Here is a 22,132-nt window from a genome sequence, read left to right on the forward strand (position 1 = left end):
TTTTATTTCTAGTTTTTTTTTTCTTTCATACACTAAGAATAGTATGAAAAAAGAAGGTGATTAAGATGAAATTACATAAAGCTCTTCAGCCAAGTTTTATAAAACGAATGTACTATATGAGGTTTATCGGGAAATTTATAAAAGCGGAGAGAGAGAAGAATGGAGAGAATTTTTTTGTACAATGTCTATCGCCAATACCATCTAATTTACAAGAGCAATTTACAAATGAACATTATATCTTTGAAGGGTTATGTAGCAATAAAAAGAATGAAAAGATTTTTTCAGAATTAAAGAAGAAGAAATTAGAAAAGCAATTGGTTATGTTTCGTCTTTATTATGAAAGAGGAAATGTGTACGTGGAGTTAATATGTACAGAAGAACCTAGAGAAATAGCAACTGGCTATAAAATGATTCCAGCACCTAAAGTTGCAGATAATAAAAAAAGAGAGTCTTTAGAACGAAAGCTTAGTAATGGTTATTTATCATTTCTTATGCCGAAATATCCAAAAGACTTTGAGTCTCCTGAATTACTGTGGCATGATGGAAGGTTATATGGAAATATATTGTTAAAGTCATCAATTAGTTCAATCGCGTATTTTGAACAAAATCGAGAATGTAAATATATAGACTTAAGTGACTGGATGAAGCATGTAGAAATTGCGGTAGAAGAGCAATTGTATTTCGTAAGTGATCAAGTGTATGAGCAATTAAAAAAACGAATAACGGAAGAAGGGAAGCTAGTTGAAGTAGAGGATATAAAAGTACACAAGGAAGTATGGGAATGGGATGAGCGTGAATCATCCTTTTTACAGTATGTACAAAGTACGGTGCGTAATAAAGGGATGTATTTGGACGAAACAGATATTTATAATTTTCATATAAGTGTAAAAACAAATATGTTAACGATTCTTGGTGGTATACCGGGAGTTGGAAAATCACGCTTTGTGCAAGCTTATGCAGAGGCACTTGGATTACAGTATGGAGAAGAATTGGTTTGGATTCCGATTTCTCCATCGTATCAAGAACCACATGATTTACTTGGATATCTTCACCCAAATGGTACTTTTATTGAAAGTGAAACAAAGTTAGTTAGAGCGTTAATGAAGGCAAAAGAAAATCAAAATCAATTGTATATAATCGTTTTTGATGAAATGAACATGTCACATATTGAACATTGGTTTACTCCATTTATATCTGTTCTTCAACTTGAAAAGGAAAATCGGATTTTGAATTTGTATGAGGGTGCGCAGAAATTAGAAAACCAAATTCCATCAACAATTGAAATTGGAGAAAATATTATCTTTGTAGGTACTGTGAATTTTGATGAAACAACGAAAGAACTCTCTGATCGATTATTAGACCGAACCAATTTAATTACGTTACAAAAAATTCCGTTTTGTGAAATGTGCATGGTACAAGAGAAAGGTGTATTACAACCACCTCTGAAAGTAACAGCGGGAGAATTTCGGATAAATTGGATCAGAAAGAAATCTATGATTGAAGTGTTTTCTGAAGAAGAGTTAGAGCTTTTAGATAAGTTGCATGTTGTATTGTCATCGCATGATGCGTCAAAGGGAATTTCTTTTCGATGTGCAAATGCAATTGCTATGTATTTGCAAAATATACCGTTTCAAAATAATCATTCTTATATGATTAGCAGAGAAGAAGGTTTTGATTTACAAATAAAGCAACGTGTACTGACGAAATTAAGAGGTACTGAAATGATGGTTGGGTCATTACTTTCTGAAGAAGTAAAAAGGGGAGCGACTTTAGTACCTCTTTTACAATCGCCACTTGCAAACAGAGTCTCTACATTTGAACACTCTTTAGCATATATAAGAGAAAAACGTAGAGAACTGGAGTTGTATGGATATGCGAAATGAAGAGCGGTATGAAACAGAAATCGTTGATACGAATGAAACGCTCCCTTTTGTATTAAAGTTAATCATAGGAACAGAGGCAAAAGGGGAGTATATTTTATTAAATCGTCTTTGCATATCTACTACAGCATTAGTTCAATGTATTTACAAAGTACAAGAATTAAAACCGATAAGATTGCATTACCATTACGAAAGTCCAATGAATATTACTTTCATATGGAATAAAGTGTATGAGGGCCAGAAAAATATAAAAGAGTCACAATACGAAATAAATGAAAAAAAACAAAAGGTACTAATTTATGAACATGGAAAAACGGAATTCTTTTATCCATGGCGATGTGGTTTATATCATTTTGAAGTTCGTATAGAAGACACAACGTATTATGGTGCTTTTCAAATCGTTCCAAAAAATTTTTTTGATGACCAATTTGAAATGATTCAAAACTATGTAAAGTCAATTTTAAATGAGTTGATTTTAGATAGAGGTTATTATAAAAAGACTTTCTCTGCCCTTAGTGATATTGAGGATTCTTCTTATTTAGTGTTACTAAGAAAGCTGCCGCAAAAAATGAAAAAGATAAAACAAGTTTTTAAAAAGATTGAATCAAGTTCAAAATTTATACATGAATATAAATGGGAAGTAAAGGAACGGAAGGCAACGAGAAAAGGAACAATAATGGCGGAAAGAAAGTCCTATACGAAATATTATAATCGTAAGTTTATTGAACAAAAAAATAGTAGGGAAAATGCATTTCTTAAATTTAAAGCGATGCAATTTTATCATTATTTACTTGAAGCCGAAAGTTTTTTACGTCAAACAATTGAAATATTAGAAAGAGAAAAAAAGAAAAAATTAGAAGAGTTTCAAGCTGTAAAAACGATTATGCAAACAATTGAGCGTAATGGATCTGTGACTGATAGAGAGAAGCAAAAATATAAAAATATACATTTACTAAAAGAAGCCGATTTACGTAAAAGCTCTGTGAAAATACAAGAATATAAAATATTAGCTCATATTGTACGTGAAAGTGTACAATACTTTAAAACTTTAATATATTCCCCCTTTTGGAGAGAAGTTTCTGAAACGGGTAATATGAACTCATACGATTTACCAATTCCACATCAACAATTACTACAGCATTTAAACTTACTTCCACAATATACAGATCAATCTCCATCTTTATTATTTGTATATAAACCAACGTTTTTAGTGTATGAATATTACGCTTTTTTTATAGTTATTTCCATGCTAGAGCAAATTGGTTTTAAAGCTAGAAATCCCATTCGTGAACAAATACAAGAGCATTTTTATGTAGATGGGTTACAAGATGGGACGACAGTAGTTTTACATCAAGATGATATGAAGGTCCATGTTGCATTTAATGACTTAATTGAAACACACCCCCTTATTGCATTAAGTAAAGGGAGTAACTTTTATAATGGCGAGGATACAAAAAAACCAGATATTCGCTTAGACTGTTATGTAAAGGAAGAAGGGAAATACGTATATAAATCTTCTATTATTATTGAAGTGAAGTATAGCCCAATGTACAATATTTTTCAGCACGTTGGAAATACGAAAGCGACTGAGCAAATGTATAAATACTGGTCTATAAAGTATGTAGAAGAACAGAATGGAAAGCGTGTTTTTCATCGACGGGCAATTTATGAAGTTATTTGTGTATATCCAGGAAGTCATATGCATAGTAAAAAAATTGAATCTGGGTGCGGTGTCTTTTTGCAATTATATCCATATAAGACGAAACAAGGAGAAGAGAAATTAGCAGGAAAACATGGGATGGTACAAATCTTTGAGAAGTGGTTAAAAAATAATAAGAAGTAAAAGAAATCCTTTTTCATAAAGGATTTTTTTAGATTAAGAAGAATTATATGCTGTATGGAAGTAGGTAGGATGTAATTTGAAAAGTGATACACATAAGTTATTAGAATAACTGTACATGTGAGGTAAAAGACGACGAAGTTGGAATTTAATTCATTTTGCAGAATATAATAAGTCATAAATATTTTTAGTTGCATACGAAGATTTGTTCTTATATGATAGATAGTGAAAGCGTTATCAAAACAGAGCGACGATGGGAAAGGCGGGGAAATATGTTCCAGCGTGTTCAAACAAAGGAAGAACATTTTTGGTTCGAGCAACTATGGGGAGATTTTTGTGAAGAAAGAAACTTAATGTTCGTAGAACGTAATTTAAATCCAACACGATTTTTATTAATAGAAGATGAGCATCATATAGGTACAGTGGAGTGTATTAAGTATACGGTACCCGAACAATCAAATTCTGAGTTTTTCTATCCGTTTTCTAAAAATGATTTAGTGAAAGATTTAAAAAATGTGTATGAAATAGGCAAGCTAAGTATTGCGAAAACGTCTCGTGGGAGAGGGCATTTCAAAAGGCTAACAGCTATTTTATTTGTGCATGCGTTAGAAACGAAAGCGGAATGGTATATTGCAGCAGTTACAAAAAGAATGTATATGTATCTACTAACACTCGGTTTTCCTATAGAGCCGATAGACAATCCATTTCAGTTTCATGATACTTTACAAGGTGTACCAGTGCGAATTCATGCTCGAAAAGGAGTTACGCATTTGTATTCTTTAAAAGAATTTCGCGATGTGATTCAAGGGAATGCTCATGCACAGGCATTAATCGCGGAATACAGTAAGAATATTATGTTAACAAAATAATTAGAAGTGAATATATATAATATAGAGAATGATATATTAATATGGCAGTATCCTTCATGAAAAAATGACCCTTATTGTTTTAATAAGGGTCTAAAAATCATAATCCAAATATACTAAAAATCATTTTGCGGCGCTTCGGTTTCTTTTCTCTTTCATATGTTGGTTTTGAATCAGGAGTAATATATATGGGCTCTTCTTTTTTGAGGGAAGCTTCTAGCTTTTGGATTCGTTCTAACATTTCCTCCATTTCACGACGGTGTTGCAAAAGTTGGTACGTAACGACATCATTTGCCTTATCTTGCATTTGCTCCTCCATTCGATCTAGCCTTCTTGTAATTGTGTGTAATTGAGTAGCTAATTGTTCAAAATCATTTGATGATGTGTTTTGAACAATTGTGTTTACTTGAGTTTTTAATTCTTCAACATCATTTGATGATGTTTTTTGAGTAGGTTGAGAGTTTTGCGAATGCTCAATTTGAGAACGATGGTATTCTAACATTTGATCTACATCATCTTGTTTGAAAATAAAGTGACCATATTTATTTTTTTCTATCGTAAGATTTAATTGTTGTGCAATCCGGACAACAGCCTTGGGGCTAACACCTAACTTTTTTGCGATAAATGGTGTTTTATATTCCAAAATAATCCCTCCTATATATATCCTGTTGAATGATTTCGATCTATGAAGTAAGTTCCCTTCCGGTATGACAAAAGAAGTGTGGAATCGGCAAAGAAAGTGTTTTTTCACGAAATTAAGTTGTGAAGAATATATCGTTTATATAAAAATGATTCATCGTAAGATTTAGAATAATTTGATTTGACGAGGGGAAATGAATTAGATTATCATAATGATAAATATCTTTTTTATGTATGCATATAATATATAAAAAGGTGGTTGCTAATGTAGAATTTTGTTAGAGTATTAGAATGCTTACTTCACTTGAATAAAATTAAGTAGGAGGTGGCTTCCTTGCTTACAATGTAAGTAAGGAAAAGTATTTGGACATATATAGTATAAGTATAGTGATTGTTTTAATTGCCTTAACGGCATTTTTCGTTGCAGCAGAATTTGCAATTGTTAAAGTGAGGAGTTCACGAATTGACAATTTAATTGCAGAGGGAAATAATCGTGCAACTTCTGTCAAAACAGTCATTACAAACTTAGACGAATATTTATCGGCTTGCCAGTTAGGAATAACAGTTACAGCTCTTGGAATTGGGTGGTTTGGTAAACCTGCGCTAAAGCAAATGTTCGACACGCTTTTTGCAAATTGGAACATATCTACTCAGCTCGCAGATATTTTTGCTGTAATTTTAGTATTTTTGTTAATTACTTTTTTACATGTTGTAATAGGGGAATTGGCCCCAAAAACAGTTGCAATTCAAAAATCTGAACAAGTGAGTTTGCTTGTTTCTAAGCCGTTAATTTTCTTTTATCGTATTGCATTCCCATTCATTTGGCTATTAAATGGTTCAGCTCGAATCATTACGAAGCTGCTAGGGCTGAAACCGCCGAAAGGGCATGATGAGGTTCATTCGGAAGAAGAATTACGGTTATTAGTTTCAGAAAGTTATAAAAATGGTGAGATTAATCAATCTGAATATAAATATGTAAATAAAATTTTTGAATTTGATGATCGGATTGCAAAAGAAATAATGGTACCTCGAACTGAAATGAATATTGTAAGTAAAGAAATGCCCGCTGAAGAAGCTTTGCAAAAAATGTCTCGTGAAAAATATACAAGGTATCCAGTTGTTGATGGCGACAAAGACCACGTAATAGGTTTTGTAAATTTTAAAGATATTTTTACTGAGTTTGTACAGCATAAAGCTGTTAATAAAAAGACAGTAGAGCAATATGTTAGACCAATTATTTTAGTTATTGATTCTATTCCAATTCATGATTTGTTTTTAAAAATGCAAAAAGAAAGAACACATATTGCTATATTGATAGATGAATATGGTGGTACATCTGGGCTTGTTACTGTTGAAGATATTTTAGAGGAAATTGTAGGAGATATTCAGGATGAGTTTGATACGGATGAACAGCCAGAAATTCAACAAGTTAGTGAAACAAAGACGATACTAGAGGGAAAAGTACTCGTTAGTGAAGTGAATACGTTATTTGGTCTAGAGATTGATGATGATGGTGTTGATACAATTGGTGGTTGGATATTAACGAAGAATATAGAGATTGCTGAAGAGGATTCCATTGAAATTGAAAATTATAAGTTTTGTGTGAAAGAATTAGACGGGCGCTATATTAAAAGGTTAGAAGTTACAAAAACAGTAGAATCGATTGTCGTTTTAGAAGATGAAAAACAAATTTCTTTACAAGAGCAAATTAGCTCGTAAACTCTGCTATATAGCAGAGTTTTTTTGAGCATAATGTTTTTGGAGGAATACGGGCTATGATACAATTACATAAGTCAGACCTTTCACTAGGTGAAGTATTATTTTATACATATATTTGGAAGGGGAAGAAAGATGAAAAAGCATTTATATATAAATGGAGATTGGAAGTCAGTAAACACATATAAACCATTATATGCACCATACTCTGAAGAAACGTTAGCGGAAATTGCACAAGGAACGGAAGAAGATGTTCAAGAGGCTGTTACTTCTGCAAAAAATGCAATGAAAAAAATGAATACATTAACTGCATACGATCGGGCAACTATTTTAGAGAAGGTTGCGCAAATAATGGATGAAAGAAGAGAAGAGTTTGCAGAAATTATTGCAAAAGAGGCTGCAAAACCAATACGTGCTGCAAAGGGAGAAGTAGATCGTACTGTTCTAACATATAAATTTGCAGCAGAAGAAGCGAAGCGTATATATGGTGAAACATTGCCACTTGACGCAGCACCTGGTGCAGAGGGGCGAATTGCCTATACGATTCGCAAACCAATTGGGGTTATAGGAGCTATTACGCCATTTAACTTTCCGTTAAATTTAGTAGCGCATAAAGTGGGCCCTGCAATTGCTGCCGGAAACACAGTAGTGTTAAAACCAGCTGATCAAACGCCATTATCTTCTTACGCATTAGTTGAATTATTTGAAGAGGCAGGGTTGCCAAAGGGAGCTTTGAATATCATTTCTGGTCCTGGTGCAACTGTTGGTGAGGCAATTGTTAAAAATGATGATGTTGCGTCCATTACTTTTACCGGAAGTCCGAAAGTCGGAATCGGAATAAAGGAAAAGGCTGGATTAAAACGAGTTACGTTGGAATTAGGATCCAATGCTGCCGTTATTATTGATGAAGATGTAGAGTTAACTGATGAGGTAATGGAACGCGTGAAATGGGGCGCATTTGTTAATAATGGACAAGTTTGTATTTCGGTACAACGTGTATTTGTACACGAAAAGAGAATGGATGAATTTCTTTTGAAGCTAAAGAAAGCGATGGAAACAGTTGTTGTTGGTGATCCAATGAATGAGGAAACGGATGTATCAGCTTTAATTTCGAAAAAAGATGTAGAGCGAATTGACATGTGGGTGCAAGAAGCAATTAAGGAAGGAGCAACTGTTTTATACGGTGGTAAGAAGCGTGATGAAAGAATTTTCGAACCAACTGTATTAACAAATGTTCCAGAGCATGTATCTGTACAGTGCCAAGAAGTATTTGGTCCAGTTATGACAGTAAATACATTTAAAGAATTTGATGAGGCGATAGAGAAAGTAAATCATTCACGTTACGGTTTACAAGCAGGCGTATTTACAAATAACTTATTTAAAGCGATGCGTGCAATTGATGAGTTAGAGGTTGGTGGGGTTATGATTAATGATATTCCAACGTTTAGAGTAGATCATATGCCTTACGGTGGTGTGAAAGAAAGTGGCACGGGTCGTGAAGGAATTAAATATGCAATTGAAGAAATGACAGAAATGAAATTAGTGTGTATTAAAAAATAAAGCAAAAGGTACACTTGTTTAATTAAGTGTACCTTTTATTTTACTTCATTTCTTGTTTGAAAATAGCATCTTCTACATAAATTTGTTCTTTATCTACAGCTGTGCTATGAGATAATACTAAACCGATTGGTGTTGCTGTATCTTTATTTTGAACAATTGTAAAAGGAATATTTTTTTCGTTTGCTAATTTAATGTATTTTGATAAATGTGGGTAAGCAATGCCACCGTTTAGGAGAATTTGTAATGATTGAGAAGAGCGTATGCTACTTGCTACTTCAGTATATACATTACTTTGCATTACTTGACCGATAGTTAAAGCGATTTCTACGCGCTCACGTAATGTAGTTAAATACATATTACGTTCTTCTGGTTTGTTTTGCTTTTGGCCATAAATGCCTTCTTGGAGATAGTCTTCCACATTTTTATTTACCATATTTTTCACACCTTTCACTTCCTATTGTACGCAAGAATTAAAAATGATGCAAAAAAAGTCGTTTTGAATACGGAAATAATTAAAAAAATGAGAAGGAAAAAGAGAGATTTGAATATAAATAATTAAATAAGAAAGAAAAAATTAATTTTATCAACAGAAATTAACAAAATGTGACAATAATCTATTAACGAAACATATTTTTTGTGTTAATATTCAAAATATAAAGGGTATTCGTCGTATGGAAATGGAGTGAATGGAGGTTTTTCCAATCGATAAGGATATTAAAGAAGTATTTTGTTCACACTTGAAAAACAACAGGCACCAATTCGTAGAGAACTGGAAAAACAAAATGATAATTTCCGAAAAAGATCCATTTAAACTAGAAGTAGTTCAAAATGGAGAGGATTTATTAGAGTTAATAATCGAACTTACTATGGAAGATAAAGATATAAATTATCTTCAACCATTATGCGAGAAAATCGCAATTGAACGAGCAGGAGCAGATGCGAATATTGGAGACTTTGTTTATAATGCAAATGTGGGAAGAAATGAACTTTTTGAAGCGATGTGTGAATTAGATGTTAGCGCTCGTGAATTGAAACCAATTATGGCCAAAATACATACTTGTTTTGACAAATTAATTTATTATACCGTTTTAAAATACTCGGAAATTATATCGAGGAATTTAGAGGAAAAACAGCAATATATTAATGAAACACATAAAGAAAGGCTGACGATTTTAGGCCAAATGTCAGCTAGTTTTGTACATGAATTTCGTAATCCGCTTACTTCAATTATGGGATTTGTCAAATTATTAAAGGCAGACCATCCGAGTTTATCGTATTTAGATATCATTTCGCATGAATTAGATCAATTAAATTTTCGAATCTCGCAATTTTTACTCGTTTCGAAAAAAGAAATGTGGAATGAATCGGAACGTTTTTGGCTTAATGACTTGTTCCAAGATATTATACAGTTCTTATATCCGAGTTTGGTTAATGCAAATGTTTCGATTGAAAAGAATTTGCCGTATCCAATACCACTTGTTGGTTATCGGAGTGAAGTGAGGCAAGTATTTTTAAATATTTTAATGAACTCAATTGACGCTATGGAAGCAATGAAAGAAGAGCGGAAAATTATCATTGATGTTTTTGAAGAAGAGCAAGCTATTCGAATTGTGATAAAAAATAATGGACCGATGATTCCAGCTGAAAATGTAGAAACGATTTTTGAACCATTTGTAACTACTAAAAAATTAGGAACTGGTATTGGGTTATTTGTATGTAAACAAATTGTAGAAAAACATAACGGGTCCATTATGTGTCGTTCAGATAGCGATTGGACAGAATTTCAAATTGCATTTCAAAAGTAAACAGTCTACACCAAATAAATGGTGTAGACTGTTTTAATTTGTAAGTATAACGGCTTCTAATTTAGGGTCTTTAGTTGAATAACCTACTATTGAAATGGTATAAATTATATTCGGTTCAACATCGAATTTAGGTAAAGTTAACAGGATTTTTTTATTATCTGCGAGTGAAACTTCAATATCTGCTGTACCAGGGCTAACTTGTAAAAAATCTGTTATTTGTTTAAAGAGCACATTTTCAAATAAATGATCTCCACCTTTTAAATCTACGTTAACAACAGGGGTATCTGGAGAAAAATGCATAAATCGAATTTTGGATTGCCCAGATGGTATATGTGTATTATCAAGTATAGGTTGTAATTGTAGGTGATTATCACTATTTATTGCGGCAAGTGTATACGTATGATTTCCCATTATCGGTACTAAAGCTGAAAAAATTGGAGTTTCGTTCCCGACAGGGACGATATCAATGCGATATTTACCTTGCACTAATGATAAATAGGGGCTAAATTGCTTAAATGAAATGTTTTTGATTACCTTTTGTCCATTTACTAAAATGTCAACCGCAGGCGTGTTTGGAGCAGAATGAAAAATTCTTATATGTGACGGTAAAGCGGCTTCTTGTGAATCTCTTTTTTCATATGCCTGTACAAGTTTTGTAAGTGCATCGTAATACTTCATATATAGTTCTACATATTTTTTGGGATTGCTATATTGATAGTAACGGGCGAGCTGATCGTAACGTACAGCTTCTTGTCCATATTTTTCGATTTCAGATTGAGACATGCACATTCCTCCTTTGTCATCATTAAAACTATATGCGAAGTGAGAAAGAGGTTATGCGAAAAACTTGTATTTCTGAATGGGAAAAGTAAAAGATTAAAACCATATTTTGGGAGAAGTATGTCTGAGTATTATTGGCTAGTAAAGTGGTGCTAAAAGAGATGTATATGGAGTTAGTTAAGTTGAATAGAAGCTTATATTTACTAGGAGTAATAAAAATATAAAAAGACTAAATTATAAGGGCATTTCAATCAACGTATCGAATACATGTATAAAAAATTTTTAGTAAAGGGATTTTTTAATTTATAGGCAAACACACATACAAAGGGATAATTGTCCTACATAATTTATAAAGGAAAGGTAGTTTAACTTCGGTGGAAGGAGTGACACCTTGGGATGGGGATATCCCGATTATGATTGTGAATGAAGTTATGAAGGAATTTGTGTGAAAAATCGTTATATGACTGTTGAATTCGTAAAACGTATGGTTTTTTGATTTATTTTAGCGAGTCTCAGTAATATTGATAAAAGAGCGTCGTGCCGAACTGATTAATGTGGTTAATCGGTTCTTTTTTTATGTATAAACTGAAAATATTAAATGTGGAAAATTAGTTTCTATAAAAAGATTGTTATCATTGCGGCGAGATAATTGTCGAAATTTTTTTGGAAATATGCAATTTAAAGTAGGATAATAGGAAGGAGTTTAAAGGGAGTTCCGTCGAAGTTTACACAATGTCGGCATTTGAGGGAAGCTGGCATTATGTTAGGAAAACATTTAGTAATACGTTACTTTTATATAAGGGAGGGTTATTTGAGCGTATAGATAAGGATTGGTCTTCGTTTTAAGTTCTGAATTTTCTGTTTTCAAAACATTTATTAGCACTCATTTGTATATTTTATAATAGTATTTTGATAAATTCACTGCTTGTGCAGAGGATTCTTTTTTATGAAAGAAACGTCAATTTTCTTCATATACATATACAAATTGAAGAAATGGGGGAGCGCTATGCGCGATTACTTAATTAAACCACTTGTTGGTCAGCCGTATCCAATGATTTCACATGGAAAAGGTGTATATTTGTATGACCAGAACGGAAATAAATATTTTGATGGTTCGTCAGGAGCAATTACGGCAGGTATTGGACATGGCGTAAAGGAGATTGCAGATGTTATTAAAAAGCAAGCAGAGGAGATTGCTTTCGTATATAGATCACAGTTTACGAGTGAACCAGCTGAAAAACTAGCGAAGAAGTTAAGTGATTTAAGTGTAGGAGATTTGAACTGGAGCTTTTTCGTAAATAGTGGTACGGAAGCAAATGAAACAGCTATGAAAATTGCAATTCAGCATTTTCAGGAGCGCGGTATTCAAGGGAAACATAAAATTTTGTCACGCTGGATGAGCTATCACGGTATTACGATGGGAGCCTTGTCAATGTCTGGGCATCCGCTGCGCAGACAACGTTTCGTATCTATTTTGGAAGATTATCCAACTATTCCAGCCCCATATTGTTTCAGGTGCCCTGTACAAAAGGTATATCCAACTTGTCAGCTTGCTTGTGCAACTGAACTAGAAAGATCAATTGAAAGAATTGGTGCGGAGCATATTGCAGCTTTTATTGCTGAACCGATTATCGGAGCAGCTGGCGGTGCGGTTGTACCGCCGAAAGAATATTATAAAGTGATTAAAGATATTTGTAGTCATTACGATATTTTATTCATTGCGGATGAAGTAATGACTGGGCTTGGTCGTACTGGTGCATGGTTTGCGATGGAGCATTGGGGTGTAGAACCGGATATTATGACGCTTGGTAAGGGATTAGGAGCGGGATATACACCAATGGCTGCGACGATTGTTAGTGACAGAGTTATGGAGCCAATTTTACGTGGGTCACGTTCTGTTATGAGTGGTCATACGCTAAGTGCAAATCCATTATCTGCAGCAACGGCTCTAGCTGTTATTGAATACATGGAGAAACATAATCTACCTGAAAAAACAGCGGAAAAGGGAGAGTATTTAATTAAGGGACTACAGAAAGTTCAGCAACAATCGACAATTATTGCGGATGTGCGTGGAAAAGGGTTGCTGATCGGAATAGAATTGCAACCGTTTACAAAAGCTTCGGAGCTTATTTCGGTTGCAGCAAAAAATGGTCTCCTTTTATACCAAGCTGTTTCAGGGCAAGCAGGAAAAGAAGATAGCGCACTGCTTGTGGCACCGCCAATGACAACTACATATTCCGAGTTAGATGAATTACTTTCAATTTTTGCAAAAAGTGTAGAAGAGATGATGCAAAAAGGAGGGCATAGTATCGTATGACAACAATTACAAATACATTCAATAAATTAAAAGAGATAGAGGAAGTAATTTCTTTGTTCCATGATGATATGACATTAATGTTTGGGGGATTTGGGGGGATTGGATCCCCTCCAACTTTAATACAGGCTATTTTAGAAAAGGGAGTTACAAATTTAAATTTAATAGGAAATGACACGGGCTTTCCTGATGTAGGAATCGGTCGTCTTGTTACAAATGAACGGGTTAAGTCTTTAGTTACTTCCCATATTGGTTCAAATCCAAATGCAGGAAGACAGTTAAATGAAGGACGATTACAAATTGAGTTTTCCCCGCAAGGAACATTAGCAGAGCGTATTCGCGCTGGAGGCGTAGGGCTTGGTGGTGTTTTAGTTGATGTTGGTGTTGATACGATTGTAGAAGATGGAAAACGAACAGTCGAAATGAATGGCAAGACATACTTAGTTGAAACTGCATTAACTGCTGAAGTTGCGATTGTTTATGCGAAAAAAGCTGATCCGTTTGGTAATCTTGTATTCGACAAAAGTGCGCGGAATATGAATCCTCATGTTGCTATGGCTGGGGACATAACGATTGTAGAAGCAGAAGAAATTGTTCCACTTGGAAGTTTAGATCCTGAGGAAATTGTCGTTCCAGGTGTTTTCGTAAATTATATCGTACTGTCGGAAGGAGTGAATTGGAAATGGGTATGGGCGTAGAAGTGAGAGATAAGATTGCTAGGCGTGCGGCGAAAGAAATACAAAATGGCATGATTGTAAATTTAGGTATTGGCATTCCATCGCTTGTACCGAATCATTTGCCTGACGATATAAATGTAATGTTTCATGCAGAAAATGGAATCGTCGGTATGGGGCCAACGCCAAGTAAAGGGAATGAAGACGAGAATTTATGTAATGCAGCAGGTTTACCGACTTCTCTTATTACAGGAGCGAGTTATTTTGATAGCTGCACTGCGTTTGGGATGATTCGAAAAGGTTTACTAGATATAACGATTCTTGGTTCATTACAAGTGAGTGAGAATGGAGATTTAGCAAACTGGATTGTACCAGGGAAACGTGTGCCCGGTATTGGGGGAGCGATGGATTTAGCACAAAAAGCGAAGCGTGTCGTTGTTGTGATGAATCATGTTGATAAATACGGAAATGCAAAAATTGTTTCAGAGTGTACATTGCCATTAACGTCAAAGAAATGTGTAGATTTAATTATTACAGATATGGCGGTTATGGAAGTAACTTCGAGTGGACTCATTTTACAAGAATTAATGAGCCCGTATACAGTAGAAGATATAAAGCGACATACGGAAGCTGAGTTTCAAATTGGCTCTAACTTACTAGTTATTGAATGAGGGGAGATGTAATATATGAAGCAATTAAAAAAGCAAGTTTGTGATTATATTGAGAGTCATGAAGAGGAAAGTGTGAAATTTTTAACACGGTTAATTCAAGAAAAAAGCGTATCTGGTGATGAAAGTGGTGCGCAGGCAATTGTGATCGAAAAATTACGTGAGCTAGGTTTAGATCTTGATATTTGGGAACCATCTTTTTCTAAAATGAAAGATCATCCTTATTTTGTATCACCACGTACAAGTTTTTCAGACAGCCCGAACATTGTGGCAACTTTAAAAGGAAGCGGCGATGGAAAATCTATGATATTAAATGGGCATATTGATGTAGTACCAGAAGGCGATGTGAATCAATGGGACCATCACCCATATAGTGGTGAGAAAATAGGGAATCGTATATATGGCCGCGGAACGACGGATATGAAAGGCGGCAATGTCGCACTTATGCTTGCGATGGAAGCGATTATTGAATCTGGTGTTGAATTAAAAGGAGATATTTATTTTCAAAGTGTCATAGAAGAAGAAAGTGGCGGGGCAGGGACATTAGCGACTATATTACGAGGATATAAGGCAGATGGTGTCATTATTCCAGAACCGACTAATTTGAAGTTTTTCCCGAAGCAACAGGGGTCAATGTGGTTCCGTCTACATGTAAAAGGGAAAGCTGCACACGGTGGTACACGTTATGAAGGAGTAAGTGCAATTGAAAAAAGCATGTTTGTTATAGATCATTTGAGAAAATTAGAAGAGGAGAGAAATGGTCGAATTACTGATCCGTTATTTAAAGGAATTCCAATTCCAATTCCAATTAATATTGGAAAAATTGAAGGTGGTAGCTGGCCAAGTTCTGTTCCTGATTCGTTAATTTTAGAAGGAAGATATGGTATTGCGCCGAATGAGACTATAGAGGCAGCAAAAGAAGAGTTTGAGAGTTGGATCGCTGAATTACATGATGTGGACAATTGGTTTGTTGAAAATCCAGTAGAAGTAGAATGGTTTGGAGCGAGATGGGTTCCTGGTGAACTAGAAGAAAACCATGAGTTAATTACAACACTTCAGCATAACTTTGTTGAAATTGAAGGGAAGGAACCAATGATTGAAGCATCTCCGTGGGGGACTGATGGAGGTTTATTTACACAAATCTCAGGTGTACCAACGATAGTATTTGGTCCGGGAGAGACGAAAGTAGCACACTATCCAAACGAATATATAGAAATTGATAAAATGATAGCTGCCGCAAAAATTATTGCATGTACATTACTAGATTGGTGTGAGGTGAAAAAATGAAATACTATGAATCTTTTAGAGAGCAGACAAATTGCCATACAGTAGAAGGAGTTTTAGATTATTTTAATAAACGTATTCGAATAGATCACTATACAGGAAATGTTGAAAGTATTATACAGACAATTGACGGACTAGCAGAGAAACATTCTTTCACTAAATGTATTATTAAAGGAAAGGGAGAGCATGTTTCAACATGGCTCTCTTTCGGTTTCTTATTGGAAGCGACGATACCTCATTATTTTCAAGGACACGATGCATACTTCTTTGTGAAATATAATAATGATGAAAGACGAAATAGTATTCATTGGTCTGAGGAAGATACTATTTTAAGTGGTGTAAAAGCAAAAGAAGTAAAAGAAAAAGTAGTCCCGGAGAAATTTCTGTTAAGAAAAGCGACTGAAGAAGATGCAGAAGAATTAGCAACTGTCTTTGGAAAAGTATTTGAAGTGTATCCGACACCTTTAAATGAAGCGAGTTATGTATTACAGACGATGAAAGAAGACGATACAATTTACTACGTATATGAATTTGAGGGGAAAATCATTAGTACAGCGTCTGCAGAAATGAACGTAAAGGAAGGCAATGCAGAATTAACGAATTGTGCTACTTTACCTGAATATCGTAAACATGGGTTTATGAAAAGTTTGCTCATTAAGTTAGAAGAAGAGCTTCAAGAAAAATCTATTTTCTGTTCCTATACAATTGCTCGATCGCTATCTTTCGGTATGAATGCTGCCTTTCATCAGTTAGGCTATACATATACAGGAAGACTGGCGAACAATTGCTACATTTTCGATAAGTTGGAAGATATGAATATATGGGTAAAAGATTTATCTAGCTATTCGAAAGCATGAAGGCTCCCGCCTCAAAATTCGGCTGTAAAGTAAAAAAGTTAGGTGGGAATCGGGCTGCTCGTAAAAGCCCGACTAATTAAAGTTTTACTTTATCTAATCAAAAATAAATTTCATCAAAATATTAGAACGGAATCGTCATGCTTATAATCGCACATAGGTATGCCGGAAATTCGGCATAATATTTGCTGAATTTTCGGCAAAAGGGGGGATGACATTGCTAGCAGTTTCGACACAAGAAGTCATTGAAGCGATTTTGGGCAGTATTGATGAGGCTATACACGCAGTAGATGAAAATGGTATTACAATTTTTTACAATACAGTTGCTGCGAAACACGATGGATCCAAAATTGAAAAAGTGTTAGGAAAGCATTTGTTAGAGGCGTTCCCATCTTTAACTAGGGAAACGAGTACATTGATGAAAGTTTTAGATACAAAAAAACCAATTGTACATCAAGTGCAACATTATCAAAATTTAAATGGAGAAGATGTTTGTACCGTAAATACGACGTTACCTATTTTTATAGATGGGAATATTGCTGGTGCTGTTGAAATTGCGAAAGACTACTCTACAATTCAAAAGCTAACTGATACCATTGTCGATTTACAGTCGAAAATAAAGCGATCGTCTAGAAAAAAAGTGATTAAAAAGCATGCTGCATTTGAGACGATAGTGACAAATGATTCTCGCTTTAAACAGACGAAAGAGTTAGCGCAAAAAGTAGCGCCAACAGATGCAAACGTTTTAATATATGGTGAAACGGGAACAGGAAAAGAACTGTTCGTGCAAGCAATTCATGAAGCTTCTAAAAGAAAAAACAAGCCATTTATTGCACAAAACTGTGCAGCTTTACCAGAATCACTATTAGAAAGCTTACTGTTTGGAACGACAAAAGGTAGCTATACAGGGGCGATTGAACGGGCAGGCTTATTTGAACTTGTAGATGGAGGAACATTATTTTTAGATGAACTGAATTCAATGCCGCTCGATTTACAAGCGAAAATGCTACGTGTATTAGAGGATGGAGTCATTAGACGAATCGGTGATAATAAGACGAGGAAAGTAGATGTTCGCGTGATTACCGCGATGAATCAGCCGCCAGAAGTATGTTTACGAGAAAATAAAATTCGCACTGATTTATATTATAGATTAAATGTGTTTTCATTATATATCCCGCCACTACGTGAAAGAACTGAGGATGTATTACTATTAGCTTCTTATTTCTTGAAAGAATATAATAAAAGCTATAAAAAAGGTGTACTTCAAATTGATAAGGAAGCGAAAGAAAGACTACAAGCTTATCAATGGCCTGGAAATGTTCGTGAGTTAAAACATACAATTGAACATGCTGTCATTATTGCGGAAGGAAATGCATTAACCGCAAATTGTTTACCTCGTATATTTAAGAAAGAGAAACTTCCAAAGAAGAAAAGTATATTACCGCTTCGGGAAGCTCTTCATCAAACAGAAAAGGAATTAATAGACCAAGCGTTGATTGAAACGGAAGGAAATATTTTGCAAGCAGCAAAAATGTTAGGTATTCCGCGTCAAACGCTTCAATATAAACTGAGCAAGTACGACAAAACCGCCGAATAATCGGCGGTTTTTGTGTGTTTGCACCAATAAAAGAACGTTTACATATATAAAAGGTAATGAATATGATAGTTAATATTCTGTTATTACTGCACTTGAAAATATTTTTTCTCCTATATAATAGGGTATTTCGCACATTTACTTATCAAGAATATGAAGTTGGCATAACAATTGCTTATATAAAGGATGAGCGTATAAAAAGGGGGAATAGCAATGTTACATGATGTATACAAACCAAATCGTCACTGGAAGGATATCGAATTATGGAAAGATGTTACTGAAGAGCAATGGAATGATTGGGTTTGGCAATTAACGAATACGATCAAAACGTTAGATGACTTAAGGAAAGTGATTAACTTAACACCTGAAGAAGAAGAGGGCGTTAAAATTTCAACGAAAACGATCCCGTTAAATATTACACCGTATTATGCTTGGCTAATGAATCCTGATGACCCACGCTGTCCGATTCGGATGCAATCTGTACCGATCTCGGAAGAGTTATATAAAACGAAATATGATTTAGAAGATCCACTTCATGAAGATGAAGATTCACCAGTTCCAGGGCTAACACATCGTTATCCTGACCGCGTATTATTCTTAGTAACGAATCAATGTTCTATGTATTGTCGTTACTGTACACGCCGTCGTTTTAGTGGACAAATTGGAATGGGTGTACCGAAGAAACAATTAGACGATGCGATTGCTTATATTAGTGAAACACCACAAGTACGTGACGTTTTAATCTCTGGTGGTGACGGTCTTCTAATTAATGATAAAATTTTAGAATACGTATTAAAAAATTTACGAGAGATTCCGCATGTTGAAATTATTCGTATCGGAACGAGAGCACCAGTAGTATTCCCGCAACGTATTACAGAAAACTTATGTAACATTATTAAAAAGTACCATCCAGTATGGTTAAATACACATTTCAACACTTCTATTGAAATTACAGAGGAATCGAAAAAAGCATGTGAAATGCTAGCGAACGCGGGTGTTCCAATTGGGAACCAAGCGGTAATTTTAGCAGGTATTAACGATAGCGTTCCAATTATGAAAAAGCTAATGCATGACTTAGTAAAAATCCGTGTACGTCCATATTACATTTACCAATGTGACTTATCTGAAGGTATTGGACATTTCCGTGCACCAGTTTCTAAAGGTCTTGAAATTATTGAAGGCTTACGTGGACATACTTCTGGCTATGCAGTACCGACATTCGTTGTGGATGCACCGGGCGGAGGCGGAAAAATTGCGCTTCAGCCAAACTATTTAATTTCACAAAGTGCGGATAAAGTTGTACTTCGTAACTTTGAAGGGGTTATTACGACGTATCCAGAACCAGAGAGCTACATTCCAGGAAGAGCTGAAGGTTACTTTAAAGAAATTTATCCGAACTATGAAGAAAAACGTTCAGATGTTGGTATTGCAGGTCTTATGAGCGATAAGAAATTTAACCTTGTTCCAGATGATTTACAGCGTATGAACCGTCGTAAAGACTATGAAGATAATGATACGCATGCATCTTTAAAAGATAAACGTGATAAGCGAGACCAATTAAAAGATAAAAAATATCAATCGCAAATGGCTAAATTAGAAGAAAACGACAAAAAAACTGAGGGTGATGCAGTATGAATTGTATGTGGTGTGACAGTACAGAAGCGAAAGAAAGCTTGAATACTGTGTATTGGGAACTACCAGATGGTACGAAAGCCATTGAAATCCAAAAGACACCATGTATTTCTTGTTCCTCATGTGGAATGGACTATCAAGCAGACCATACTGTAAAAGAAATTGAAGATCAGTTGTTTTTAATTTATACGAAAGATTTGCCAAAACAACTAACATATGAAGAGTTAATGGGAAGACCAAGGTTATTAAAAAGAAATTATTTCGACTTTTAACCAGCTTTTATGCTGGTTTTTTTCTTTTTTGCCTTGTATAATGTACCCAAGTTAGAAAGGCAGGGAATATTTTTGAAAAAGACATTTTACCATTATATGATGAAGCATCGCGCAGCTTTATTTAGAAATGAAATTTCAGATTTAGCAGAGGCAATGTATGATGATTTAAGTTTTCCGAAGCAATCTGAAGACTATGATGAAATTAGTTCATACTTAGAGTTAAGTGGAATGCTAGAAAGTATGTCTATATTTGATGAAGCGTGGGATTTATACATACAAGAAGGATAAAAACGATTTGAAAACATACAGAATACATTACTTTTTGAAAGTGAAGTATTCTGTATGTTTTTTTATATGAAACGTCTTGATTTAAAGCTAGTCTATTTACTAGCTTTTTTTGCGTTTCACATAAATTTTATGTAGTGATATTTTTTTATCGAAAAAATTTATGAATATAAGCTTCTGTGATAAGCGTTTTTAAGTAGGTTGCATATACTGTTATCAAAATCACGACGTCAAAAAAAGGAGAGATAGAGATGGCAAGAAAAAAACAACCTAAATACAACGTAGGGGACATAGTCGTGATTACGCTATATGGAACCGTTGGTAAAATCACAAATATGAAAGTTTTAGATGGGGTTTATGTATACGAAGTCAATAATCACGATGGATTTTATGTAGAACAAACATTGCAGCACGTTACAGAGCAAGAAATGAAAAAGGGCGATACGGAGTGGATTGAATTAAATTATAATTTCACCTTTGGTGATCTCGTGCAAGTGACTGGATATGATAAAGATGTTTTCCGTATTGTTGGTTTTCGTACAGAGGTATGGAGATACAAAAATGACGCATGGGAAGATACGATATATGAGTTATCACGAATTACGGATGGTGAATGGTTAGAAGCGGATGAATCAGATTTAACTTTACTTGCCAATGCTCAAACGGCAAATGCAATTTTGAAGAAAATGAAACAAGATAAAGCCGGCATGAATAAATTGGATTTAGGAAAATTAAAGTCAATTAACAACTCGAAAAAAGTGAGTGTTAAGACAAATCGTCAAGAAATCATAGATGGGTTACTTGATATTTATAACGATTATCAATTGTTATTTGATACATTTAAAGATGAAGAATATAAAATTGTTATGGATGTTGTTCATAATTATTTAGTTAAATTGACAGAGAAAAAATAGTTAACTAGACAGAGAGAATAAATTGAACAACAACATATGCAGTATAAGGTATGCCTACAATTATTAAAAAAATAAAAAGCCATTTAATAAGAGAGTCTGCCCATTGATCTTCATGCATGAACTCTTCTTTTGTTTGTTCTACTTCGTATTGGTATTCCATTATTATTTCCCCCTTTTGGATAGCTTGTACTACCATCGTATGCACCTCGTCCAAATGATATGACCTATAAAAAAAGAAAAACTATTTTTCTAATCTCATATACATAATTTTGAGATTTTTTCATAAAACAGAAATAAAGGAGTGATGCTCATGAAGGAAATTGAAGTCGTAATTGATACGGAAGAGATTGCGGAGTTTTTTTATGAGCAACTAATTGAAAGGGGATACGTCCCAAAGCGAGAGGAAATTGAAGATCTCGCAGATATTACATTTGAGTATTTATTAGAGAAATGCATGATTGACGAAGTTTTTGATGAAGAGGAAGATTGAAAGTAACGGCGGGCTAAACTCGTCGTTTTTTACTCTTTACAAACTTGTCACAAACGTGCGTATAA

Annotated in this window: 21 protein-coding genes; 17 read left to right on the forward strand and 4 right to left on the reverse strand. The window is 34.4% G+C overall.

Annotated elements, in window-relative coordinates; all coding sequences use genetic code 11:
* Positions 1-65: 65 nt before the first annotated feature.
* The 3 genes from ACS2MN_RS01885 (at position 66) to ACS2MN_RS01895 (ending at position 4,589) form a co-directional block, all read left to right on the forward strand.
* Positions 66-1,883, forward strand: a complete 1,818-nt coding sequence (locus ACS2MN_RS01885) for an AAA family ATPase (RefSeq protein WP_098709950.1) — start codon at positions 66-68, stop codon at positions 1,881-1,883.
* Positions 1,873-3,723 (forward strand): hypothetical protein, encoded by a 1,851-nt coding sequence (locus ACS2MN_RS01890; RefSeq protein WP_098709951.1) that lies wholly within the window; start codon positions 1,873-1,875, stop codon positions 3,721-3,723. Before ACS2MN_RS01885 ends, ACS2MN_RS01890 begins: the two co-directional genes overlap by 11 nt.
* 269 nt (positions 3,724-3,992) lie before the next feature.
* Entirely contained in the window at positions 3,993-4,589 is a 597-nt protein-coding gene (locus ACS2MN_RS01895) for a hypothetical protein (RefSeq protein ID WP_000487809.1), read from the forward strand.
* A 97-nt stretch (positions 4,590-4,686) separates the two neighbouring features.
* Here ACS2MN_RS01895 and racA read toward each other — a convergent pair whose 3' ends face one another.
* Positions 4,687-5,229, reverse strand: coding sequence for a chromosome-anchoring protein RacA (racA, locus tag ACS2MN_RS01900; protein WP_000456001.1), 543 nt, complete (start codon positions 5,227-5,229; stop codon positions 4,687-4,689).
* Positions 5,230-5,588: 359 nt separating this feature from the next.
* Here racA and ACS2MN_RS01905 point away from each other — a divergent pair, with 359 nt between their 5' ends.
* Both ACS2MN_RS01905 and ACS2MN_RS01910 read left to right on the forward strand, forming a co-directional pair.
* The gene (locus ACS2MN_RS01905; RefSeq protein ID WP_087950045.1) at positions 5,589-6,944 is read left to right on the forward strand and encodes a hemolysin family protein; all 1,356 of its coding nucleotides are present in this window, start codon (positions 5,589-5,591) and stop codon (positions 6,942-6,944) included.
* A 132-nt stretch (positions 6,945-7,076) separates the two neighbouring features.
* The gene (locus tag ACS2MN_RS01910) at positions 7,077-8,501 is read left to right on the forward strand and encodes an aldehyde dehydrogenase family protein (RefSeq protein WP_098805539.1); all 1,425 of its coding nucleotides are present in this window, start codon (positions 7,077-7,079) and stop codon (positions 8,499-8,501) included.
* Positions 8,502-8,541: 40 nt separating this feature from the next.
* Here the strand turns inward: ACS2MN_RS01910 and ACS2MN_RS01915 are convergent, their stop codons facing one another.
* Positions 8,542-8,934, reverse strand: coding sequence for a YueI family protein (locus tag ACS2MN_RS01915; protein ID WP_000247575.1), 393 nt, complete (start codon positions 8,932-8,934; stop codon positions 8,542-8,544).
* Positions 8,935-9,187: 253 nt separating this feature from the next.
* Between ACS2MN_RS01915 and ACS2MN_RS01920 the strand changes: the two genes are divergently transcribed.
* Positions 9,188-10,306 (forward strand): BA2291 family sporulation histidine kinase, encoded by a 1,119-nt coding sequence (locus ACS2MN_RS01920; RefSeq protein WP_000451750.1) that lies wholly within the window; start codon positions 9,188-9,190, stop codon positions 10,304-10,306.
* A 33-nt stretch (positions 10,307-10,339) separates the two neighbouring features.
* On the opposite strand, the gene ACS2MN_RS01925 is transcribed toward ACS2MN_RS01920, so the two are convergent.
* Positions 10,340-11,089 carry a DUF4397 domain-containing protein gene (locus tag ACS2MN_RS01925; protein WP_087950043.1) on the reverse strand — a complete coding sequence of 250 codons (750 nt, stop codon included), beginning with the start codon at positions 11,087-11,089 and terminating at the stop codon, positions 10,340-10,342.
* Between the two features lie 1,003 nt (positions 11,090-12,092).
* Between ACS2MN_RS01925 and ACS2MN_RS01930 the strand changes: the two genes are divergently transcribed.
* The 10 genes from ACS2MN_RS01930 to ACS2MN_RS01975 all read left to right on the forward strand — a co-directional run bounded on the left by ACS2MN_RS01930 (position 12,093) and on the right by ACS2MN_RS01975 (position 21,577).
* Positions 12,093-13,403 (forward strand): aspartate aminotransferase family protein, encoded by a 1,311-nt coding sequence (locus tag ACS2MN_RS01930; protein ID WP_001205888.1) that lies wholly within the window; start codon positions 12,093-12,095, stop codon positions 13,401-13,403.
* Positions 13,400-14,098, forward strand: coding sequence for an acetate CoA-transferase subunit alpha (gene atoD / locus ACS2MN_RS01935; RefSeq protein ID WP_098709956.1), 699 nt, complete (start codon positions 13,400-13,402; stop codon positions 14,096-14,098). The genes ACS2MN_RS01930 and atoD overlap by 4 nt, the downstream gene beginning before the upstream one ends.
* On the forward strand, positions 14,083-14,745 hold the full coding sequence (locus tag ACS2MN_RS01940) for a CoA transferase subunit B (RefSeq protein WP_000525286.1): 663 nt from the start codon (positions 14,083-14,085) through the stop codon (positions 14,743-14,745). Before atoD ends, ACS2MN_RS01940 begins: the two co-directional genes overlap by 16 nt.
* 15 nt (positions 14,746-14,760) lie before the next feature.
* Positions 14,761-16,029 (forward strand): peptidase, encoded by a 1,269-nt coding sequence (locus tag ACS2MN_RS01945; RefSeq protein ID WP_098709957.1) that lies wholly within the window; start codon positions 14,761-14,763, stop codon positions 16,027-16,029.
* On the forward strand, positions 16,026-16,883 hold the full coding sequence (gene ablB / locus ACS2MN_RS01950) for a putative beta-lysine N-acetyltransferase (RefSeq protein WP_000878583.1): 858 nt from the start codon (positions 16,026-16,028) through the stop codon (positions 16,881-16,883). Before ACS2MN_RS01945 ends, ablB begins: the two co-directional genes overlap by 4 nt.
* A 208-nt stretch (positions 16,884-17,091) precedes the next feature.
* The gene (rocR, locus tag ACS2MN_RS01955) at positions 17,092-18,477 is read left to right on the forward strand and encodes an arginine utilization transcriptional regulator RocR (protein ID WP_002038616.1); all 1,386 of its coding nucleotides are present in this window, start codon (positions 17,092-17,094) and stop codon (positions 18,475-18,477) included.
* Between the two features lie 210 nt (positions 18,478-18,687).
* Entirely contained in the window at positions 18,688-20,109 is a 1,422-nt protein-coding gene (gene ablA / locus ACS2MN_RS01960; protein WP_000902144.1) for a lysine 2,3-aminomutase, read from the forward strand.
* Positions 20,106-20,378, forward strand: a complete 273-nt coding sequence (locus ACS2MN_RS01965) for a YokU family protein (protein ID WP_000995765.1) — start codon at positions 20,106-20,108, stop codon at positions 20,376-20,378. The genes ablA and ACS2MN_RS01965 overlap by 4 nt, the downstream gene beginning before the upstream one ends.
* A gap of 72 nt (positions 20,379-20,450) precedes the next feature.
* Positions 20,451-20,666, forward strand: coding sequence for a YozE family protein (locus ACS2MN_RS01970; RefSeq protein ID WP_000750718.1), 216 nt, complete (start codon positions 20,451-20,453; stop codon positions 20,664-20,666).
* A 248-nt stretch (positions 20,667-20,914) separates the two neighbouring features.
* On the forward strand, positions 20,915-21,577 hold the full coding sequence (locus ACS2MN_RS01975; protein WP_000101503.1) for a hypothetical protein: 663 nt from the start codon (positions 20,915-20,917) through the stop codon (positions 21,575-21,577).
* 4 nt (positions 21,578-21,581) lie between these two features.
* On the opposite strand, the gene ACS2MN_RS01980 is transcribed toward ACS2MN_RS01975, so the two are convergent.
* Positions 21,582-21,737 carry a DUF3930 family protein gene (locus tag ACS2MN_RS01980; protein ID WP_000456536.1) on the reverse strand — a complete coding sequence of 52 codons (156 nt, stop codon included), beginning with the start codon at positions 21,735-21,737 and terminating at the stop codon, positions 21,582-21,584.
* 150 nt (positions 21,738-21,887) lie between these two features.
* Between ACS2MN_RS01980 and ACS2MN_RS01985 the strand changes: the two genes are divergently transcribed.
* Positions 21,888-22,067: a YozD family protein gene (locus tag ACS2MN_RS01985; RefSeq protein ID WP_000658452.1), complete on the forward strand. Its 180-nt coding sequence runs from the start codon at positions 21,888-21,890 to the stop codon at positions 22,065-22,067.
* The last annotated feature ends 65 nt before the right edge of the window (positions 22,068-22,132 follow it).

Source organism: Bacillus cereus group sp. BceL062 (genome assembly GCF_051780025.1).
GTDB classification, from domain to species: domain Bacteria; phylum Bacillota; class Bacilli; order Bacillales; family Bacillaceae_G; genus Bacillus_A; species Bacillus_A toyonensis.